This window comes from Mediterraneibacter sp. ICN-202921 (assembly GCF_037890075.1).
GTDB classification, from domain to species: domain Bacteria; phylum Bacillota; class Clostridia; order Lachnospirales; family Lachnospiraceae; genus Mediterraneibacter; species Mediterraneibacter massiliensis.
The window spans coordinates 175,724-196,149 of sequence record NZ_JBBKBE010000002.1; the positions used below are offsets into that span (position 1 = coordinate 175,724).

18 protein-coding genes and 1 tRNA gene are annotated in these 20,426 nt (G+C 43.0%); 16 read left to right on the forward strand and 3 right to left on the reverse strand.

The features are described 5' to 3' along the window. The first annotated feature begins 274 nt into the window (after nucleotides 1-274). The 3 genes from WKT01_RS02865 (at nucleotide 275) to WKT01_RS02875 (ending at nucleotide 7,763) form a co-directional block, all read left to right on the forward strand. Nucleotides 275-3,736 carry a leucine-rich repeat protein gene (locus tag WKT01_RS02865; protein WP_340311435.1) on the forward strand — a complete coding sequence of 1,154 codons (3,462 nt, stop codon included), beginning with the start codon at nucleotides 275-277 and terminating at the stop codon, nucleotides 3,734-3,736. A gap of 167 nt (nucleotides 3,737-3,903) precedes the next feature. Further along, the gene (locus WKT01_RS02870) at nucleotides 3,904-4,530 is read left to right on the forward strand and encodes a recombinase family protein (RefSeq protein WP_059067821.1); all 627 of its coding nucleotides are present in this window, start codon (nucleotides 3,904-3,906) and stop codon (nucleotides 4,528-4,530) included. 242 nt (nucleotides 4,531-4,772) lie between these two features. After that, nucleotides 4,773-7,763: an SHIRT domain-containing protein gene (locus WKT01_RS02875; RefSeq protein WP_059067824.1), complete on the forward strand. Its 2,991-nt coding sequence runs from the start codon at nucleotides 4,773-4,775 to the stop codon at nucleotides 7,761-7,763. 74 nt (nucleotides 7,764-7,837) lie between these two features. Here the strand turns inward: WKT01_RS02875 and WKT01_RS02880 are convergent, their stop codons facing one another. Beyond that, nucleotides 7,838-8,425, reverse strand: coding sequence for a TetR/AcrR family transcriptional regulator (locus tag WKT01_RS02880; protein ID WP_059067826.1), 588 nt, complete (start codon nucleotides 8,423-8,425; stop codon nucleotides 7,838-7,840). A 121-nt stretch (nucleotides 8,426-8,546) separates the two neighbouring features. Continuing rightward, on the reverse strand, nucleotides 8,547-9,584 hold the full coding sequence (locus WKT01_RS02885; protein WP_117973943.1) for a proline racemase family protein: 1,038 nt from the start codon (nucleotides 9,582-9,584) through the stop codon (nucleotides 8,547-8,549). 215 nt (nucleotides 9,585-9,799) lie between these two features. Between WKT01_RS02885 and WKT01_RS02890 the strand changes: the two genes are divergently transcribed. The 7 genes from WKT01_RS02890 to WKT01_RS02920 all read left to right on the forward strand — a co-directional run bounded on the left by WKT01_RS02890 (nucleotide 9,800) and on the right by WKT01_RS02920 (nucleotide 15,809). After that, nucleotides 9,800-9,897, forward strand: a tRNA-Sec gene (locus WKT01_RS02890). A gap of 49 nt (nucleotides 9,898-9,946) precedes the next feature. Further along, nucleotides 9,947-11,272 (forward strand): proline reductase-associated electron transfer protein PrdC, encoded by a 1,326-nt coding sequence (gene prdC, locus WKT01_RS02895; protein WP_059067830.1) that lies wholly within the window; start codon nucleotides 9,947-9,949, stop codon nucleotides 11,270-11,272. A 24-nt stretch (nucleotides 11,273-11,296) separates the two neighbouring features. Continuing rightward, nucleotides 11,297-13,192: a D-proline reductase (dithiol) proprotein PrdA gene (prdA, locus tag WKT01_RS02900; protein ID WP_059067832.1), complete on the forward strand. Its 1,896-nt coding sequence runs from the start codon at nucleotides 11,297-11,299 to the stop codon at nucleotides 13,190-13,192. Further along, the gene (locus WKT01_RS02905; RefSeq protein ID WP_267304062.1) at nucleotides 13,185-13,529 is read left to right on the forward strand and encodes a CBO2463/CBO2479 domain-containing protein; all 345 of its coding nucleotides are present in this window, start codon (nucleotides 13,185-13,187) and stop codon (nucleotides 13,527-13,529) included. Before prdA ends, WKT01_RS02905 begins: the two co-directional genes overlap by 8 nt. After that, on the forward strand, nucleotides 13,495-14,220 hold the full coding sequence (gene prdB / locus WKT01_RS02910) for a D-proline reductase (dithiol) protein PrdB (RefSeq protein WP_082667501.1): 726 nt from the start codon (nucleotides 13,495-13,497) through the stop codon (nucleotides 14,218-14,220). The genes WKT01_RS02905 and prdB overlap by 35 nt, the downstream gene beginning before the upstream one ends. Before the next feature lie 214 nt (nucleotides 14,221-14,434). Next, nucleotides 14,435-15,001 (forward strand): YqeG family HAD IIIA-type phosphatase, encoded by a 567-nt coding sequence (locus WKT01_RS02915; RefSeq protein ID WP_059067837.1) that lies wholly within the window; start codon nucleotides 14,435-14,437, stop codon nucleotides 14,999-15,001. Next, nucleotides 14,976-15,809 (forward strand): VanW family protein, encoded by an 834-nt coding sequence (locus WKT01_RS02920; RefSeq protein ID WP_117973945.1) that lies wholly within the window; start codon nucleotides 14,976-14,978, stop codon nucleotides 15,807-15,809. The genes WKT01_RS02915 and WKT01_RS02920 overlap by 26 nt, the downstream gene beginning before the upstream one ends. 4 nt (nucleotides 15,810-15,813) lie before the next feature. Here the strand turns inward: WKT01_RS02920 and WKT01_RS02925 are convergent, their stop codons facing one another. Further along, nucleotides 15,814-16,482: a hypothetical protein gene (locus tag WKT01_RS02925; protein ID WP_059067841.1), complete on the reverse strand. Its 669-nt coding sequence runs from the start codon at nucleotides 16,480-16,482 to the stop codon at nucleotides 15,814-15,816. A gap of 451 nt (nucleotides 16,483-16,933) precedes the next feature. Between WKT01_RS02925 and rpsJ the strand changes: the two genes are divergently transcribed. The 6 genes from rpsJ to rpsS all read left to right on the forward strand — a co-directional run bounded on the left by rpsJ (nucleotide 16,934) and on the right by rpsS (nucleotide 20,394). Then, nucleotides 16,934-17,251, forward strand: coding sequence for a 30S ribosomal protein S10 (gene rpsJ, locus WKT01_RS02930; RefSeq protein ID WP_059067884.1), 318 nt, complete (start codon nucleotides 16,934-16,936; stop codon nucleotides 17,249-17,251). A 117-nt stretch (nucleotides 17,252-17,368) separates the two neighbouring features. Next, complete coding sequence (rplC, locus tag WKT01_RS02935; RefSeq protein WP_059067885.1) at nucleotides 17,369-18,055, forward strand: 50S ribosomal protein L3; 687 nt, start codon at nucleotides 17,369-17,371, stop codon at nucleotides 18,053-18,055. Between the two features lie 30 nt (nucleotides 18,056-18,085). Beyond that, the gene (gene rplD / locus WKT01_RS02940) at nucleotides 18,086-18,706 is read left to right on the forward strand and encodes a 50S ribosomal protein L4 (protein WP_059067887.1); all 621 of its coding nucleotides are present in this window, start codon (nucleotides 18,086-18,088) and stop codon (nucleotides 18,704-18,706) included. After that, nucleotides 18,706-19,005 (forward strand): 50S ribosomal protein L23, encoded by a 300-nt coding sequence (rplW, locus tag WKT01_RS02945; RefSeq protein WP_059067889.1) that lies wholly within the window; start codon nucleotides 18,706-18,708, stop codon nucleotides 19,003-19,005. The genes rplD and rplW overlap by 1 nt, the downstream gene beginning before the upstream one ends. A 238-nt stretch (nucleotides 19,006-19,243) precedes the next feature. Further along, nucleotides 19,244-20,086: a 50S ribosomal protein L2 gene (gene rplB / locus WKT01_RS02950; protein WP_059067891.1), complete on the forward strand. Its 843-nt coding sequence runs from the start codon at nucleotides 19,244-19,246 to the stop codon at nucleotides 20,084-20,086. 26 nt (nucleotides 20,087-20,112) lie between these two features. Then, nucleotides 20,113-20,394 (forward strand): 30S ribosomal protein S19, encoded by a 282-nt coding sequence (rpsS, locus tag WKT01_RS02955; RefSeq protein ID WP_059067893.1) that lies wholly within the window; start codon nucleotides 20,113-20,115, stop codon nucleotides 20,392-20,394. Nucleotides 20,395-20,426: the final 32 nt, after the last annotated feature.

Genomic DNA, 20,426 nt, shown 5'->3' on the forward strand with positions numbered 1-20,426 from the left:
CTCTTTTGCTGTATATTCCACCATATTTCGCCAAAAATTTTCTTGCCGGAAAAGGTGATTTATGGTATTATACTTATAGTTTTTAATAATTTTTTTCAAAAAGGGGTTGACAGATATAATGGAATATGACAAGATTTTGCCTGCTTGGCATAATTTTATTCATTTTTATCTGTCAGAAAAGATCATACAATATTAGAGGCGTATTTCGTCCATTTTATATGGGAGAGAATACGCTTGTTTTGTTGTAAAAAATCAGAGAAAGGATGAAAGTAAAATGAAGATAAGAAAACGATATATGAGTTTGCTGCTTAGTTTTATACTGCTCGTTTCCTTATGCTCACAGAGCGTACTTGCCGCCGGGGAGAATGAGCAGACTTCTTTGGCAGATTCCACTATAGTAAAGGAGAATGAGGAACTTATTATAAATGGGATCACCTACACCATAGATTTTCATAGTGATGGAACGAATCGTTGGGCAAATCTGTGGCAGGTGAAGAATCCAGAGATGCCTACGGAAGTTACTTTGCCCAGTGTTGCTGTATATGAGGGAGAAGAATATCCGGTCACAGAGATACAGTTTTCCGCGAGTTCAAAATGTGCGAACATCACGAAGTTGATTTTGCCGGATACTCTGACTACGGTAAATTGGTCTTCTTTTTCTAAATTTCCCGGCTTAACAGAGTTGAGTATTCCGGGCAGCATTAAAAATTTTAACGGCAGCTTTCAAGGCATGACAAATTTGCAGACTTTGAGTTTTGCGGAAGGCGTGGAGGAGATTTCTTCCAATTCTATGGTGGCTCGCTGCTCGTCTCTGACTACGATCAATCTGCCTTCCACGCTCAAGCGTATCACGCAGCCTGCGGTTTTTAGCGGCGCTACTGCCCTGGCGGGGATTACTTTGCCAGAAGGGCTTGTTGTCGAAGAGGGCAGTCTGTTTTCAAATTGTACTTCCTTAACAAGTATAGAGCTGCCGGCTTCTATGACGGAGATCCCATCTAGTATTTTCAGTGGCTGTACCAGTTTGAAGAGTGTTACTGCCAAAGGGACGATCACATCTATCGGTTCCTCGGCATTCAATAAGTGTACGACTTTGACAACCATCCCTGATCTAAGTCAGGTTACGAAGGTGGAGCAGTATGCTTTTAATGAATGTACCGCTTTGCCCGGTCCGGTAGATCTGCACAGTGTGAGCGAGATGGGGGCGAATGCTTTTTATAATTGTGAGAATCTGACCGGGGCATTAGACCTTTCCAATCTGAATGTGATCCCAAACAAAGCCTTTAGTTATACAGGCATTGACGCCGTAACTTTGAGCGACAGCCTGACTTCCATTGGGATATGGGCTTTTTTGTATACGAATATTTCTGATATTGTATTTCCGGATACCTTGACGTCTATCGGGAACTATGCGTTCTGGTATGCAGAAAATTTAAATGGAACGGTAAAGATCCCAGACAGCGTGACTACTATTGGCGAATATGCCTTTAACAATACCGCAGTAGAAAAATTTGAGATCGGCAGCGGCATAGAGAGTGTGAATGCCAATGCGTTTGGAGAAAATACTGCCCTGCAGGAGATCATATTTGACAATAGCCAGGATAACGTAAGCATAATAGGAACGCTTCCGGACAGCGTTACCGTCACCTACACCCAGCAATCCATTGAGGACAGTGTGGGGGATACAATTTCTGATAAAGCAGGCGCGCCTACTCTGCAAGAGGCAGTAAATACGGCGGCAGCGTCGGAGAATGGCGGTACAGTAACACTGCAAAAGAACATTAAGCTGGATACGGCTGTTACGGTCCCTGCCGGAGGGACTGTCACTATCACCGCAGAGCAGGCGTGTCAGATCGCCGGGACGAAGACAGCCGTCGATTTGAGAAATCTGCTTGTGGTAGAAGAAGGCGGCTCCTTGGTTATCAACGGGGCAGTTACACTCTTTGGCCGCTATAACAGCGGCAGTATCGTACTGAACCAGGGAAGCTTAGAACTGACTGGGAATGCCGCAGTCACTGGCTCTAAGATCACGAATGATCGTGCTAATGGAACTGCCTCCAGCGGTCTGGGAGTGATCGACAGCCGGGGAGAAGGGGCAGTATTCACCCTGTCTGGCGGTAAGATCGCCGGGAATGCTCTGCATAACAACTCTGTATCTTACAGCGGGATCGTACGGGTCAGTGAGGGGGCAAGGATAAAGATCACAGGCGGTGAGATTTCCGATAACAGTGCTTCGGCTGCTGCTGCGCTGAACTGTTCTTCAGGAGTTTTATTGTATGGATATGCCAGTGGAACTATGAGCGGCGGCGTTATCAGCGGGAATACCGGGCATCGAGGCAGTGCTGTGATGCTGTGGGGCGGTGATGCTGCTCACCGTACGGAATTTACCCTGTCTGACAGCGGTTCTATTAGCGGTAATTCTTGTACTTCTTCAGGCGGAACGAAAGGCTCCGGCGCTGTTCATGTAGAGAATAATGCTGCCTTTCATATGACTGGCGGCAGCATTGGCAGCAACAAAGGCGTTCAGGGGGCAGGTGTCTGTGTGGTGGACGGCAATCTGCAGACGGGACAGAATGAGTACAATACGGCCTTTGTGATGGAGGGAGGTTCCATTTCCGACAATAAAGGAAGCATTGGCGGCGGTATCTACTCCTATTCTAATGGGGTGGAACTAAAGGCCGGGAAGATCATTGGAAATACGGCTTCGAATATGGGCGGTGGTATATACAGCGAGGGAAACTATGACTATTATAGTACCCTGCATTTGTCTAACGCTTTGATCACGGGCAATACCGCTCGTCAGGGCGGCGGCATGTGGTTCTGCGCTACAGGCAAGGTTACGGTCTATGTGACGGAAGGTGCGGCTGTTTTTGACAACACGGCGCAAGACATGGATATGCAGAAAGGCGCAGGAGACGATTTTGTCTTTTCTGCATATTCGACGGATGATTATCCTGCTACATTGGCTGAGCGTCTATTAGGCGGCGGCGCCGTCCAGTGGTACAAAGACGGAGCCGTTTACCTGCCTAGTACTGGTGTGTACCCTATTACGCAGGAAGGAGTTCCACGTTATGGAATGGATGGCGCCGACACCGATCCGGTGACCGTGATCGGATATAAGGATTGCCTGGCATTAAAGGCGATTCCACATTCCGAGGATGTTAAGACTATGGCAGAAAAGGAAGCAGCCCTGTTTATCACAGGAAATACCGCGGATAAGGGCGGCGGCATAGGCGCTAACGGAGGCATCATTATCGGGGCGTCTGCTGCAGCTTCAGTTGGTGTAACTAAGGTGTGGTCCGGAGACAGTGAACAAGACCGTCCTGGGTCCATCAAGGTGGATCTGTTGAGCAATGGTACAGTTATCGATACCGCAGTCTTGACGGCGGCAGATAATTGGAACCATACCTTTGAGGATCTGCCAACCAAGGATAAGGACGGCAAAGCTTATACATATACTGTATCTGAGGCATCTGTTTCTGGTTATACTACGCAGATAACCGGAGATGCACAGACAGGTTTTATCATAACGAATACGAAAACCGGTACTGTGACTCCGCCTGAAACCACAGATCCGACAAAGCCGACGAAAAAACCAGATTTGGATAAAGGAACGGCAGGCAGTCTGCAAACGGGAGACAGTAGCCATAAGATGATCTGGATCGCAGCTATGCTCCTGTCAGGCGCTGTATTGACTGGTATAGTTCTTCATGGCAGAAGGAGAAAACATAACAGATAATTTTGTATAAATAAATCAGGGCGCATGAAAAAATGAAAGTTTTTTCATGCGCCGTTTCTCAAAAAAAGAACGTTAGATAGTTCATATGGAATTTGATTTTTATTTCAAATTTAAACGATAAGAAAATTATAATTTCTCTTATAATTTAATGTATAGGAGGAAGTATAATGAATAAATATGCTTACATTCGAGTTTCGAGTAAAGATCAAAATATTGCAAGACAAGTAGAAGCAATGCTAAATATCGGGATTTTAGAGAAAGATATGTATATTGATAAACAATCCGGTAAAGATTTTCATCGCGAACAATATCAGTTGTTATTAAAGCGGTTAAAATCCGGCGATGAACTTTATATTAAATCAATCGACCGATTAGGACGAGACTATGATGAGATACAGGAGCAATGGCGTCGTCTCACAAAAAAGGTAAATATAGATATTATCGTGTTAGATTTTCCGCTTTTAGATACCAGAAATCAAGTAAATGGGATTACAGGAAAGTTTATAGCTGACTTAGTGTTACAAATACTTTCCTATGCAGCGCAGATAGAACGAGAAAATACGAAACAGCGGCAAGCCGAGGGCATACGCATTGCCAAAGAAAAAGGAATACGACTGGGACGACCGCCGTTGCCTGTGCCAAAAGAATTTGAAGAAATCTATCAATTATGGAAAGAAAATAAAATCAGTAAACGTAAAGGCGCATTGCTGCTGCATACAAACCATAATACTTTCTCTAACTGGATAAAAAAATATGAAAAAACCGTGGAAAACAGTAGTATTTCATGCAATTAAAAGTAGACATTTATTGACACAGAAAGTAGACATTTCCTACCATAGCGTCAAATACTTTTTTATCCGGAAATCATCATAGTTTATTTTGATTTATACATTTTCGATAAAAAAATACTTACCATATCTTACTGTATCTCATTTTATCATTCTACCATCACTGGTAAAAAATGTCTGCTTTTTTTACCATTTCACTTATCTCTTTATATACATTTGGTTCAAAAGATAGATAGGAGGAAATAGGAATGAAGCTAACCAGAAGAGCAGCTGCGTGGTTTTTTACGTTGATTGTGGCAGCAGGTTTGGTGCCGCAGACTGTGTTTGCTGAAGAAACAACGGCTTTTCCGCTTCAATATGAAGTTTTGCAGGAAATCAATGAAGATAAAACAGAAGCAACGATTTCTTTAGAATTTACGGAGACAGAAACTGTTCAGTTGGAGAAGGTAACATTGCCCGACGGTACAGAGAAAACAGAAGATTTGACTGTTATTACCTACACCGTTTCTGTAAATGAAAAATATGATTTTAAGGTAGACTATTTTACGGACGGTGTTGAACAGGAAGAAACAATACCGGTTGAAATAACTGAATTAGTGGAAAAGAAAACGGGCGAAGAAATTCCAGCAGAAGAAAAAGAAAAGCTTACTGCTGTAGAAACAACCTCCAATCTGCTGCAAGCAGATGGAAATACTTATGAGGTCTCTAGTGGAGATGAATTGACGACTGCATTAGAGCAAATTGAAAATAGCCAAGAAACAGAGGCAACAATTGTGTTGACTGCGGATATTGGAACTAATGTAAAATTTGTTGGTGCTGCTAATAAAACCATTACTGTAAAAAGCACAGACGGACAGAAATACGCACTTACTCTTGGAAGTGAATTAGTAGGTGATATTACATTAGATAATGTAAAGGCATCTGCCGAAACATTGTATTGTAGTGGACATCGAACTATCTTTACAGAGAATTGCGAATTTACGATTTCTGGTACACTTTATGGTGGAGGAAAAGCAAAGACAGTACAAAGCGTTTATGTAAAAATCAATGGTACAGGAAAAATCAACACTACTGATATAGAAAATACAGTTGTTGGTGGTAGTTATAAGGGTTCCGTGGAAGGTGATATTTATGTAGAACTTGCAGGTAATATTACTTACGGAAACAAGGCAGGTCATTATCTTGTGGCAACCAATAAAGCAACTGCTTATGGCGGAGATAAGCCAAGTGGTACACCACTTGAGGTAGGTGGAAATGTAACATTGATTCTTGATGGTCCGGTCACAGGTACGGCACCACAAAATATAGTTGGAGCGTATAACTCTCATGTTAAGGGAAATGTAACTGTACAAGTGAAAGCTGGGTATGCAATTGGTATTGAAGGAATGAGAGAAGATCCAACACAGTCAATTGTTGATGGAGATATACATATTATTGCAGGGGATCCTGCATATGAAGGTACAGATCGTATTTGCAGAATTGCTGCTAACTGGGATATTGTTGGTGCCGGTGAAAAAATAAATTTAACAGGCAGCTTATTCCAAGTTGGTGGAAATGTAACGATTGATACTTATGAAAATGTTTGGGGGTGGGATAAAGATGGAACTCCGGCTAATGATCCTCCGGGAATTGTGGGTGCAGGATCTGCCACAGTTGCTGGAAAAGTAACGATCAATGCCAAGGGTTCTCATTTGGAAGATATTGTGGGAGCCGATAATACAGGAACGTCAGGTTCAAGTGTCGGCGGAGATATTTTAATCAACGCCCAAAATGTTGATTTGAGAAATTCTTATAATGAGAAAAGTGGTATTTTACCACTTTTGAGTGGAACGAAAGCCGGAAAAGATGTAACTGTAAATTTGGATAGTGGACTGTTGTCTGGTATTTATGGTTATGGTGGTACAGTTGGTGGTAATATGGAAATTAATATTACAGGAACTCCAAAGTTTACCGATGATGAAGCCGGCGTCTGGGGAGTGAATAATACAGATTCAAAAGAAAGATCTGTTCTTAACTTTGACAAAGCTAAAACTTCTATTCCGATTGTAGGCTATTTCACAGAGATGAATGTTATTAATGAGTCTGATGTGACTTTAGGAAATGAAAAGAAGAATGCATTTGGTACTGTTTATGATGTTAACATTAATACAAACGCTAGCCTCACAACCAATAAACAGGCATATTCCAAAGGTGCTCTGACAATGGATCATGGGACTTGGATTGCAAAAGGGTTTCTTTATGTTACAACTACAACTAATACAAACAATTCTAAAATTGTGATGAATGATTATGCTGCATTTGGATATGGTTATAAAAATGATAATGCTTATGATAAAACGGTTGTGACAAGCAATGATGATATATATACATTTAACCAATGTGCTTATGTTGATAAAATCTATGGTAATTCTGCAATTGTAAACAGTACATGGAATGTATTCGTACCAACCATGATTGGTGGAAATTATATAGCAGCTTCAAACAAATTAAATGTATTAGCATTTGTAGATCAAGAAAATTACCCTGACGAAAAGATACCTCTAGAAATTCTGGGCACGGCTACAGGGAAAACGGCAGTAACCCTTGTTGATAAGACAGACACTTCAAAAGAGGGAAAACCGATTGTTGGACAAAATTATATCAATGCTTTGAAAGTAAGTGAAGATACTTTTGAGTTGGCAAACAAAAATGCTGTATCTTGTGGTTTATATTTTAAGAAACTTGCAGATGCAAATACAGAAGATAAAGGCGATTATGATATGTGGCAAGTGGCAAAAAAAGATGTATATCAGGTGCTGTATGAATTTGTGAGCGGAACAGCCGGAAAACAACTCCCGGATGCCATTACAGACGTATTGCCTATAGATTCTGATAAATATGCAGAAGGTGCTACAGTCAATGCTATGCAACCGGATGAAACAGAAATTGCAGTTTCAGACGGAGTATGGAAATTTGAGGGGTATGACGCTGACAGTAAGGTGGCAAATACTGAACATACAGATGAAAATGGGAATATTAAGTTTATTGGAACGTGGGAATTTGTTAAAGATAAAGATGCGCCAATAATCTTTGATGAATCAGATAAACCTAGTAAACCAGATAGTAATAAACTTAATGATCACGGAAGTGTAGAAACAGGAGATAAAACAAATATTTTGCTGTGGGGAATAGGCACTATTATTTCAGCTTTAGCGGTGCTGATCGTTGTATCAGTCAAACGAAAAACGAATAAATCGTAAACTAAAAAAGACTAAGAGAAACATACATGAGTGTGATTTCTCCTAGTCTTTTATTTTCTGTTTAAGCTGAACGCTCAAATTCCATTTTCAAATGTATCTAATACATGAGGGAGAAGTCTGTCGCTGTAGGCAGACAGAGAATAATTCCCTTCACACAGCGCCCAATCATAGAGAAGAGAGCGCTCATACATGGTATATATTTTTGTTAATTCCTCTACAGAAGAAGTGTTTTTGAATTCGCCTGTCTGCATACCTTCTGCAATGACATCACGGACCAGCTGGAAATAATAGCGGTTATCATCCAGCAGGGAACGGCTGTCCTTCGTAATCAGCTGTGAGGAATACAAAGACGCCAGGAGTTTCAGATCAATACTCGTTTCGATCATATAAAAAAGTTCGTGGTTTAAGAGAAGCAGTTTTTCTCGCGCATTTAGCGTGGGATCCATAGAAGTGCTGATCTCTTCATATTTTTGATCGAACAGATCGGACAACGTGGAGAGTAAGGCATCTTTCCCTTTAAAATAGTGATAAAAAGTTCCTTTAGACGTTTTGGAGAGTTTGATGATGTCCTCCACGGTCGTATCGTGATAGCCATATTTATAAAATAAATTCCAGGCAGCTTTTACGATCCGGTTTTTGGTGGTCGATTTTTTACGGGGCATAGTATATGAAATTCCTTTCTAAAGTAGATGAGTGTTGTCTCTATTATATACAGCATTTCCGGGAATTTCAAGGAGCACAGTCACTGTAAGTATAGGCTGTGTGCCCCACGCTAAGTGAAAGCTATTCGCCGCGTGCGACTTTAAAACCGTATTTGAGCGGATCGTCCGGATCGATAACATAGGTGGATATGCCGGTTATATATGCGCTCCCTGTAATCTGGGGGATGACAGCTTTGTAGGGACCTACGGTTGTCTCTTCTTTGATGACTCCTTTAAAGCGGGATCCGATGAAGCTTTCATATATAAAAGGTTCCCCGATTTTGATCTCGCCTTTGGCATACAAGGCAGCTAACTTAGCGCTGGTTCCGGTGCCGCAGGGGGAGCGGTCTGACATGCAGTCTCCGAAAATAACGACATTACGGTAGTTGCATCCAGGCGTATCCGTATGGCAGTAGAATTCTACCAGATCCAGAGTTGTAATATCTAAGTTGGGATGTCGGATTTCCACTTCCTGGTTGATCTGGTGGCGCAGCTTCATGCCAAGGTCAGTCAGCTTTGGGATGGATTCTTTATCTACTGTCCATCCAAGCTGTTCGACATCTGTCAGAGCAAAAAAACTTCCTCCAAATGCAATATCATAGTGGATGGTTTTTCCATCTACAACAGTGGTAAGGTTCTCTTTATAGAGAAAAGCAGGGACGTTTGTCAATGTTACGTTTAAAACTTTTCCGTCTTTTACTTCTGCTTTGGCGTGTATGAGACCGGCAGGGGCATCTAACACGATCTCAGTATAAGGTTCTTTAACCGGAACAAGTCCAGATTCGATCAATGCTGTAGTCGTCCCGATCGTTCCATGCCCGCACATGTTCAAATATTCGCCGGTATCCATGAAGATAACGCCGAAATCGGCTTCCTCATGTACCGGTTCTGTGATGAGAGCGCCGAACATATCATGATGCCCGCGTGGTTCATACATGAGCGCTTGGCGGTATTTATCATAATGTTCTGCCAGGTATTGCTTCTTTTCTATCATCGTGGCGCCTTGCAACGCAGGAAAACCGGACGTGATAATGCGGGTGAATTCACCGACCGTGTGTGTGTCGATCGCATGAAAGGCTGATTCGAAAGAATCTAATTTGATAGCAGGTGTACAATTCATAGATACATTTCCTCCTAAAATAAAAAAATTGTAAACAGGCAAAATAAAAGTACGATTTCGCAAATGCCTGTAATTAGACTATATTCTAGTATTTTGTACGGCAATATTATAGACTATATTCTAGTATATAGTTCATTATTTAACTATTATTATGGCTGAAACCCCTTGAAAAGTCAATGATTATTTGTTACTATGATTTTACAAAAACGAAATATGGGGGTAGTAAGGTAACTGGTGTGCCTCCTGGTCTTCAAAACCAGTGTTGGGCGTTTGAAGCGTCCTGGGTGGGTTCGATTCCCACATGCCTCCGCCAGAAAATAACTGTCCGGCAGGGACAGTGGAAATAAAGGAGTTTAAGGACAATGGAGAATCTTCAGTTTCTTTTAAAACAACATGTCGGCGCACCGTGCAGACCGGTGGTAAAAGAGGGCGAGAAGGTGCAGAAAGGGACATTGCTTGCCAAGCCGCAGGGGCTGGGAGCTAATTTGTTTTCCAGTGTATACGGAGTGGTACAGGAAGTCAGAGACGACCGTATCATTATTTGTCCGGATGAAGTGCAGAAAGAGGAGTTTCTTTCCTTGGAGCCGGGGAGCCCGCTGGAGATGGTAAAGGAGGCGGGGATTGTTGGAATGGGAGGCGCCGGTTTCCCTACAGGAGTAAAATTGGATATAGATCTGCATGGCGGCACGCTCCTTGTCAATGCTGTGGAATGTGAGCCCGGACTAGGCCACAATATCCGGCAGATTGAAGAAAAGACAGATATGACTATAGAAGGAGCAAGGCTGTGTATGGAGATGACACATGCAGCCAAAGTCATATTTGCGATAAAGGCGAAAAATAAACGGGCAGTCGAAAGACTGCGAAGCGCGGTAGCGAAAGAAGAAGCTATGTACATACATCTGCTTCCGGATATATATCCAATGGGAGAAGAAAGGGCGATCGTGCGGGAATGCCTGGGGAAACTTCTGGATCCGGTACAGCTTCCCTCAGCAGCGGACGCCGTAGTTATCAATGTAGAAACAGTCCTTAGAGTCTTTGAAGCAGTAAAATTGAAAAAGCCTTGTTTCAGCAAGAATATAACTGTGACAGGCAAGCTCAAAGGCGAGGAAGGACCGCGTATTTATATGGATGTTCCGGTCGGCATAAGTGTCAAAGATCTGATCGAGAAGGCAGGCGGGATAGACGGAGCGTATGGAGAAGTTATCATGGGCGGTCCCTTTACCGGGAAAGCGGTGAGCCTGACAGAGCCGGTCACAAAGACGACAGGCGGCATTATCGTGACGATCGATCTTCCGGATCTGCATGGAGCACCGGTCGGACTGCTTGTATGCGCCTGTGGAGGCAGCGAAGAGAGAATGCGTGATATTTGTGAGAAAATGCATGGCACACCTGTCTCAGTGGCGAGATGTAAGCAGGCGATAGAGATGAAAAATGGGGCGCTTAAATGTGAAAATCCAGGGAATTGTCCCGGACAGGCGGCAAAATGTCTACAGTTTAAAAAGGATGGAGCAGAATACATTATCATCGGAAACTGTTCGGATTGTTCAAACACAGTAATGGGGTCTGCACCAAAGATGAAGCTGAAAGTCTTTCATCAAACAGACCACGTGATGAGGACGATACATCATCCATTATACAGACGGCTGAAAGTTTCAAAACAGGTGGAACAGTTGCCGAACGGAAAATAGAATTTCATAACAGGAGGAGAGGATATGTCTATTACAGCGGAAACCGCGAAAGAACACGCAAAAGACCCGGCAGTGCTTTGCTGCAGGGCAGAAGAAGGAATCACGATCCAGGCTTCTAACTTAGAAGATCCGGCAATTTTTGATGATTTGGTGGATTCGGGACTTTTGGATCTGACAGGGGCACTTACGATCGAACAGGTATTGGGCGCTAAATTAAAGAAGACCTGTGATTCACTGTGTCCTTTAACTGCTGAGGTGGTAGAAGGGATTGCTGTGCAGGAACAGCCGGATACAGAAGAAAAGGAAGCAATGAGATCGGAAGCAGAACAAGAAGCAGAAGCACAGGATTTGGCTGCGGATAGGATACAAGAGCCGCAGACGGTAATACAGAACAGTATTTTGAAGATCCATATTGGAGAAGGAAAAGATATAGATATAGAGCTTCCGGTCGCTATGGCAGGCGGCGTACAGCCATCCGGCACGAAAGAGATGGGAATCGCAAAGGAATCCACACAGCCTGTCCAGGCAGCTGAAATGGCAGAAGAAGCAACAGAAGAAAAAACGGTTCGAAACCTCACGAGAAAGCACTACAAAATTACGGAAGTGAAGCGTGGTCCTGAGACGAAAATAGAAGGGACGGTGCTGTACATCCGCGAGGGAATCGAAGCAGAGTGTGTCGCTTCCCAGGAATTAGTGCATGACTTGAAGATCCAGATCATCACACCGGAAGAATACCATACGTATTCGGAAACGATCATGGATGTACAGCCTATTGCCTGCAAAGAAGGAGAGGCAGAGATCGGTACAGGTGTGACGAGAGTCTTGGACGGCGTCATTATGATGGTGACGGGAACAGACGATAACGGAGTACAGATCGGAGAATTTGGTTCTTCTGAAGGGTATCTGGATGAAAATATTATGTGGAACCGCCCAGGAGCGCCGGATAAGGGTGAGATTTTCATTAAGACACAGGTGACTATAGAAGCTGGTATGAATATGGAAAGACCGGGACCGTTGGCGGCACATGCAGCCACAGATGTGATCACCCAGGAAATCCGGGAAGCATTGAAAAAAGTAGAAGATGAAAGCCTGGTAGTAGATACAGAAGAGTTTAAGCAAGTGAGAAGGCCGGGAAAGAAAAAAGTCGTGATCGTAAAAGAAATCATGGGACAGGGGGCTATGCATGATAATCTGATCCTTCCGGTAGAACCGGTCGGTGTGCTGGGAGCGAAACCAAATGTAGACCTGGGGAATGTGCCCGTCTGTGTCTCACCGTTGGAAGTGCTGGACGGCTGTATCCATGCATTGACCTGTATCGGACCGGCATCTAAGGAAATGTCCAGACATTACTGGAGAGAGCCGCTTGTGTTGGAAGCGCTCCATGACAAAGAAGTAGATTTGTGCGGCGTTATTTTTGTGGGGAGTCCGCAGATCAATGCGGAAAAATTCTATGTGTCTAAACGAGTAGGCATGATGGTAGAGATGATGGATGTGGATGGAGCGTTCGTGACGACGGAAGGTTTTGGGAATAATCATATTGATTTTGCCAGTCATCATGAACAGATCGGCATGCGGGGCATCCCGGTAGTGGGACTTTCTTTCTGCGCAGTGCAGGGAGCTTTAGTCGTAGGAAATAAGTATATGACCAATATGGTAGATAATAATAAGTCAGAATCGGGAATCGAAAACGAAGTCCTCGCTTGTAATACATTGTGTACAGAAGATGCTTTAAGAGCACTTGCCATGCTGAAAAACGCAATGGCGGGCGAAGATGTAAAAAAACCGGAGAGAAAGTGGAATCCGCAGGTGAAGGCGGCGAATGTAGAATTGATTTCCAATGTAACAGGAAAACCGGTGGAGCTTGTGAAAAACGAGCAGTCTCTGCCGATGAGCAAGAAGAGAAGAGAGAAATATGACTGATAAAACAGTACTGCAGTACGGTGATAAGATGATACGTATGGAAGGCATTATTGTGGAACTTCACGATGGATGTGTCGGAATAGATCTAAAGGGGCGGCTTGGGTTCCTGAAAATACCTATGCGCATGCTTATAACAGAGTATCCTCTGAAGATAGGACAGGAGGTCGCATGGAATATGAGCTTTATAGAACAGCTGGATTCCGAGGTGAATCAGAAATACGTATCCAATCTTGACACATATATCAGACATCGTAAAAAGATGTGTGAAAAAAAGGATATATATCATAAAGGAGGTGGAGAAGATGAGTTTGACAACGGTAAAAGGGATTCAATCTGAGATATTTGTCCCGATCACACCGCCGGCAGTTTGGACGCCTGTGAAAAAGGAGTTAAAGGATATGTCTATCGCGCTTGCTACAGCTGCGGGTGTACATTTGAAAACACAGGAACGTTTTAATCTTGCCGGAGATTCTACTTGGAGAAAGATTACCAATACGACTCCTTCCAGTGAATTGATGGTCTCTCATGGCGGATATGACAACAGTGATGTGAATAAAGATATCAACTGTATGTTTCCGATAGACCGTATCCATGAACTGGCGGCAGAAGGAGTCATCCGGGCATGTGCGCCTGTACATGCCGGTTTTATGGGCGGCGGCGGAGATCAGGAAAGATTTAAACATGAGACAGGACCTGCGATCGCGCAGATGTTTAAAGAAGAAGATGTGGACGCGGTTATTTTAACTGCTGGATGAGGTACTTGTCATCGCTCTGCAGTTTTAGTGCAGAGAGCAATCGAGGAGGCTGGAATACCGACGATCATTATTGCAGCTCTCCCACCGGTCGTTCGTCAGACCGGTACGCCACGTGCCGTAGCTCCGTTAGTGCCGATGGGTGCTAACGCAGGTGCGCCGAATGACGTAGAAATGCAGACGAATATCGTAAAAGCAACATTAGAACAGCTTGTGAAGATCGATACGCCGGGTAAGGTTGTACCGCTTCCGTTTGAATATGTAGCAAAAATATAAATACGGTAAAGTAAGAGGATGCTCCGGGTCGGAGTGTCCTTTTGCTTTATGCTGTTCTATCTCTTTGGAGTATGGCGCGAAAAAGTACGGCTAAGTGTATAAAACAGATATGACGCTAAGAAAGGATTGAAGGATAAAAATAACTCGTGTTATACTCTATTTGCAGACATGGTTTATAAATATATAGTGACAGCGAAAATAATAGGGGGATGAGATGTTTAAATTATTTTATCCGTGTGAATACGTAGAAAGTGTATTTACCATTGATTATGAAAAATTGTATAATAAAGGATATAGAGGTCTTATATTTGATATAGACAATACCTTAGTGCCTCATGGAAACGATTCGGAAGAAAGAGTAGACGCACTGTTTTCTTGGCTGCATAATCTGGGATTTCAGACACTTTTACTGTCAAATAATGATGAAGAACGCGTGAAAAGATTTTTAAAGAATATTTCTTCTTTTTACATATGCGACGCACAGAAACCAAAGCCTGAAAATTACCGAAAGGCGGTAGAGATGTTAGATATGAAAAAGGAAGAGACGGTATTTATAGGAGATCAGGTTTTTACAGATATACTAGGAGCGAATCTAAGCGGCCTTGACAGCATATTGGTGCGTTTTATAGGGTATGACACGGAAACAAAAATAGGGATCAGAAGAACTGTGGAAAAACTGCTTCTGAAATTTTATAGTTATAATAAGAAATGTCAGAATAGACTGGGAAATATACAAAAGAGAGGGAAAAGTGACAATGCAAAGGAAGAAATTATTTTGTGAGATTAATCCGTTCTGCTATGCGATCGCTCTTAGAAAAGAGATTTTGAAACGTCATATCAAAGATTTTTTTGAAAGGGAGCCGTTTGCGAAGACGATACAGCAAGAAAAACTGCCGGTGGTCGTATCGGAGCATAGTTCCCATCTGATAAAAAGAGGGAAGGGGATCGACAGCAGACTGCAGGAAGGGAAGGCTGTGAATATCCGTCTGGCATGTGAAAAGATCAACGGGCTGCTCATCCGTCCGGGAGAAGTGTTTTCTTTCTGGAAGAGGGTGGGAAATACGACAAAGAGAAAAGGGTATCAGGAAGGGCGTGTGATCAGCGGTGATGAGATCAAGCCGGGTCTGGGAGGCGGACTCTGTAATCTGGCAAATACGATCCATTGGATTGTACTGCACAGTCCGCTGGAAGTAACAGAATTTCACCAACATTCGGATGCCTTGGCACCGAATGAAGGGAAACGGATGCCTTTTAGTTCCGGGACGTCTGTTTGCTATAATAATGTAGACTACCGGTTTAAAAATACGACTGGGCAGAATGTGCAGCTGTTGGTGTGGTGTGATGAAGAGGAACTGCATGCGCAGTTAAGGAGCGAAAAAGCCTATCCATGGCAGTATGAACTGATGGAGGAAGATCATCATTTCGCAAAAGAGGGAGAAAAATATTACAGAAATTCCCGGATCTACAGAAATATATATGAAAAGGATACAGGAAGGCTTGCAAAAAGAGAACTGCTCCTGAAGAATCATTCAGAAGTCATGTATGACTACAGCCTGATTCCTCAGGAACAGATACGAAAAGAGGAGTGATCCTCTACTGGTCTATGTATCGGCAAACATTGTCAAGCTGGCTGCCAAATGAGTCGCCGAATGTATTTTCGAAAAAAGCGCCTCCAATAGTAAAGGCCCAAGGGGCGCTTTCTTTGATCTCTTTAAGCCTACTGTAGCTGTTGATACTGCCGGCGATACAGACGGGGGCGGGCACTTCAGATACGAATCTTTTAATAAGAAGAGAAGCGTCTTGCGTGTATCTGTATCCTAACAGATCGACGCCATATACCCCTTGTTTAAGAAGGGAACAGGCTTCTTGTATCATTTCATCGATCGCGCCGTTTAAGACAGATGGTCTGCCTGTGACCGTTCCGACAAAAGGCATATACTTTAAGTGGTTTTTTTGACAAAATTGATTGATCGAATCAGAAAAGAGAGTACCAAGCAGAACGTCGCAGCCGCACTCTGCTGCTATTTTGGCACCGTGCAGACCTTCCTCTTCTGTATATGCAACGACTTCTAAAAAGGTCGTCTTTCCATATTCTTTCATATAAGAATATAATGCTTTCATCTGGTCTAGTGGAAGCGGCTTTTCTTTAAAGCCCCAAAATTTTACCTTGCTGTGTTTGCATTGATCAAAAATTTCGTAAGCATTTCTGACGGTACAGTCATGCTGTGTCAGCATTACAATCAGCTGTGTGCCATGTTCCATATTTTTCCTGTCCTTTCTGTCGCGTTTTCGGTGAAATTGTCAATTTTTATTATAACACGAGGAAAGGCGCAATGGCAAACGAAAGAAAAGGAAAAGTGTTATGAGGAAGGAGATTAAAAACAAGATTGTATTGAAAAAAATACAATATTTCTAAAAAACTACTTGAAAAATGGGTATGAATCAGATATACTAAGAGAGCTGTGGCATGATAGCTATGAAGCGTGAGGTTGCTGCTGATAGTGTGAAAGCACTGTATGGCAGGTTTTCCGTGGAGCGAATGTCAAGTTAGGAAACTGGCGACAAGTCACTGTACGTATCACAACTGATCACTGTTTACCGTAAGGTAAGAGTAGGAAACAACGTGTGAGTTTCTCGCGACACACACGGGAGAGTGTACAGTCACCGCTTGTCGTACTGAAGTCAAAAGTACGAAAAGGAGGCGACTTTTTTTATGGCAAGTCAAGTAATGAGAATCACATTGAAAGCGTATGATCATCAGCTTGTTGATGCATCCGCAAAGAAAATCATCGAAACTGTAAAAAAGAACGGGGCGCAGGTTAGTGGACCGGTACCACTTCCGACGAAAAAGGAAGTAGTTACAATTTTGAGAGCGGTACACAAATACAAAGACTCCAGAGAGCAGTTCGAGCAGAGAACTCATAAGAGACTGATCGATATCATGACACCGACACAGAAGACGGTGGATGCGCTTTCCAGACTGGAAATGCCGGCTGGTGTTTACATTGATATCAAAATGAAAAACAAGTAAAACATTTGGTGAAGCTTTGCCGGATATGGCAAGGTAAACGAACACAGTAACAGTAACGATCCTATATTTAGGATGAGCGCGCAAGCGTTCCGCTGTAAATCACAGGAGGTAATAATAATGAAGAAAGCTATTTTAGCGACAAAAGTTGGAATGACGCAGATCTTCAATGAAGAAGACGGAAGATTGATTCCGGTAACAGTCCTTCAGGCTGGTCCTTGTGTGGTAACACAGGTAAAGACAGCAGAGAATGACGGTTACAGTGCGGTTCAGGTTGGTTTTGTTGACAAAAAAGAAAAGATTGTCACAAAGGACAAGAGCGGCAAAAAAGAAATCGCGCACAGAAATGGTGTGACAAAGGCTGAAAAAGGTCATTTTGACAAAGCAGGCGTATCTGGAAAGAGATATGTTAAAGAATTCAGATTTGAAAATGCTGAAGAGTATACATTGGCACAGGAGATTAAAGCTGACATCTTTGAGGCGGGCGATAAAATTGACGCTACCGCGATTTCTAAAGGTAAAGGTTTCCAGGGTGCTATCAAACGTCACAATCAGAGCAGAGGACCTATGACACATGGTTCTAAATTTCATCGTCATGCCGGTTCCAACGGCGCTGCATCTGATCCGAGCAAGGTGTTCAAAGGCAAAAAGATGCCGGGACAGATGGGATGCAAAAAAATCACTGTTCAGAATCTTGAGGTTGTCAGAGTAGACGCTGAAGACAATCTGCTGTTAGTAAAGGGTTCTGTTCCGGGACCGAAGAAATGTCTGGTAACGATCAGAGAAACAGTAAAGAGCGGCAAATAGTCTGACAGATAAGAAAGGAGGAACACACAGATGGCTAACGTATCTGTTTATAATATCGAAGGTAAAGAAGTTGGTACGATCGATTTAAACGATGCTGTATTTGGTGTTGAGGTGAATGAACATCTTGTACACATGGCGGTCGTAAATCAGCTTGCAAATAATCGTCAGGGAACACAGAAAGCAAAGACACGTTCTGAAGTTTCCGGCGGCGGAAGAAAACCGTGGAGACAAAAAGGAACAGGACATGCAAGACAAGGTTCTACAAGAGCTCCGCAGTGGACAGGCGGTGGAGTGGTATTTGCTCCTACACCGAGAGAGTATTCTTTCAAGATGAATAAGAAGGAAAAGAGAGCGGCTCTGAAATCTGCACTTTCTTCCAGAGTAGAAGAAAATAAATTCATCGTGATCGATGAACTGAAATTTGATGAGATCAAGACAAAGAAATTCCAGGAAGTGTTAAACAACCTGCATGTAAATAAAGCACTGGTTGTTCTGGAAGACGGAAATACAAATGTAGAGATTTCCGCGAAGAATATCCCGGCTGTAAAGACAGCACGCACAAATACGATCAACGTATATGACATCCTGAAATACAACACAGTGATCACAACGAAAGCTGCAGTTGCAACAATTGAGGAGGTGTACGCATAATGGCAAATATCCAGTATTATGATGTAATCCTTAAACCGGTCATTACTGAAAAGAGTATGGAGCTGATGGCTGACAAGAAATATACATTCCTTGTTCATACAGAAGCTACTAAATCTCAGATAAAAGAAGCTGTTGAAAAAATGTTCTCAGGAACAAAAGTGAAAAGTGTAAATACTATGAATCTGGACGGAAAGACAAAGAGACGTGGTATGACATACGGAAAGACAGCAAAGACAAAGAAAGCGATTGTCCAGCTCACAGAGGACAGCGCTGATATTGAAATTTTCGAGGGTCTGTAGACTTAACGAGAACAAGTCGAAGACGCAGGTTGAGTTTTAGCCGAGACCCGTTCCCAAGCATTAGTGAAAGCGAGTGCAAACGAAGCCTGAGCTTAGGCGCACGGACTTCTGGCATCAAGCCGGAAACGCAGAACAAGCTTGGTGGACCGAACTTGGTATCATATGATGAAAATTCATCAATCTAAACGGTGCAAATCCGTGAAACTAATAATTAGGATGAACGAAAGGAGAGACAGTAATGGGAATTAAAACATATAACCCATATACACCTTCCAGAAGACAGATGACTGGCTCTGATTTCACTGAAATCACAAAGACAACTCCTGAGAAATCTCTGTTAGATTCCAAGAGCAGAACAGCCGGCCGTAATAATCAGGGAAAGATTACAGTAAGACACCGCGGAGGCGGCGCAAAGAAAAAATATAGAATCATTGATTTTAAGAGAAAGAAAGATGGCATTCCGGCAAAAGTTATCGGTATTGAATACGATCCGAACAGAACAGCCAATATCGCTTTGATCTGCTATGCAGACGGTGAAAAAGCATATATCCTTGCTCCGGAAGGGTTAAAGGATGGTATGACAGTTATGAATGGACCGGAAGCAGAAGTAAGAGTAGGAAACTGCCTGCCGCTTTCTGAGATCCCAGTTGGTACACAGATCCACAACATTGAACTGTACCCAGGAAAAGGCGGACAGATGGTTCGTTCAGCGGGAAACAGCGCACAGCTGATGGCGAAAGAAGGAAAATATGCTACTTTAAGACTTCCTTCCGGCGAGATGAGAATGGTTCCGATCATTTGCAGAGCATCCATCGGTGTTGTAGGAAACGGCGATCACAGCCTGATCAACATAGGTAAAGCAGGACGTAAACGTCATATGGGTATCAGACCGACAGTACGTGGTTCTGTTATGAACCCGAACGACCATCCGCACGGTGGTGGTGAAGGTAAGACCGGAATCGGACGTCCAGGTCCATGTACTCCATGGGGCAAACCGGCGCTCGGTCTTAAGACGCGTAAGAAAAATAAAGCTTCTAACAAACTGATTGTAAGAAGAAGAGACGGTAAAGCGATTAAATAATTAGATTCACAAGGAGGTTAGAACCTATGGCTCGTTCACTTAAAAAAGGACCATTCGCAGACGAAAGCTTACTGAAAAAAGTAGACGCTATGAATGCATCAGGTGATAAAACAGTTATTAAGACATGGTCACGTCGTTCTACAATCTTCCCGTCATTTGTCGGACACACATTTGCTGTCCATGACGGAAGAAAGCATGTGCCAGTATATGTAACAGAAGATATGGTTGGGCACAAACTCGGAGAGTTCGTGGCAACAAGAACATACAGAGGACATGGCAAGGACGAGAAAAAGTCAAAAGTTAGATAATTATTTATATATTTCGAAAGGAGGGTTCATCC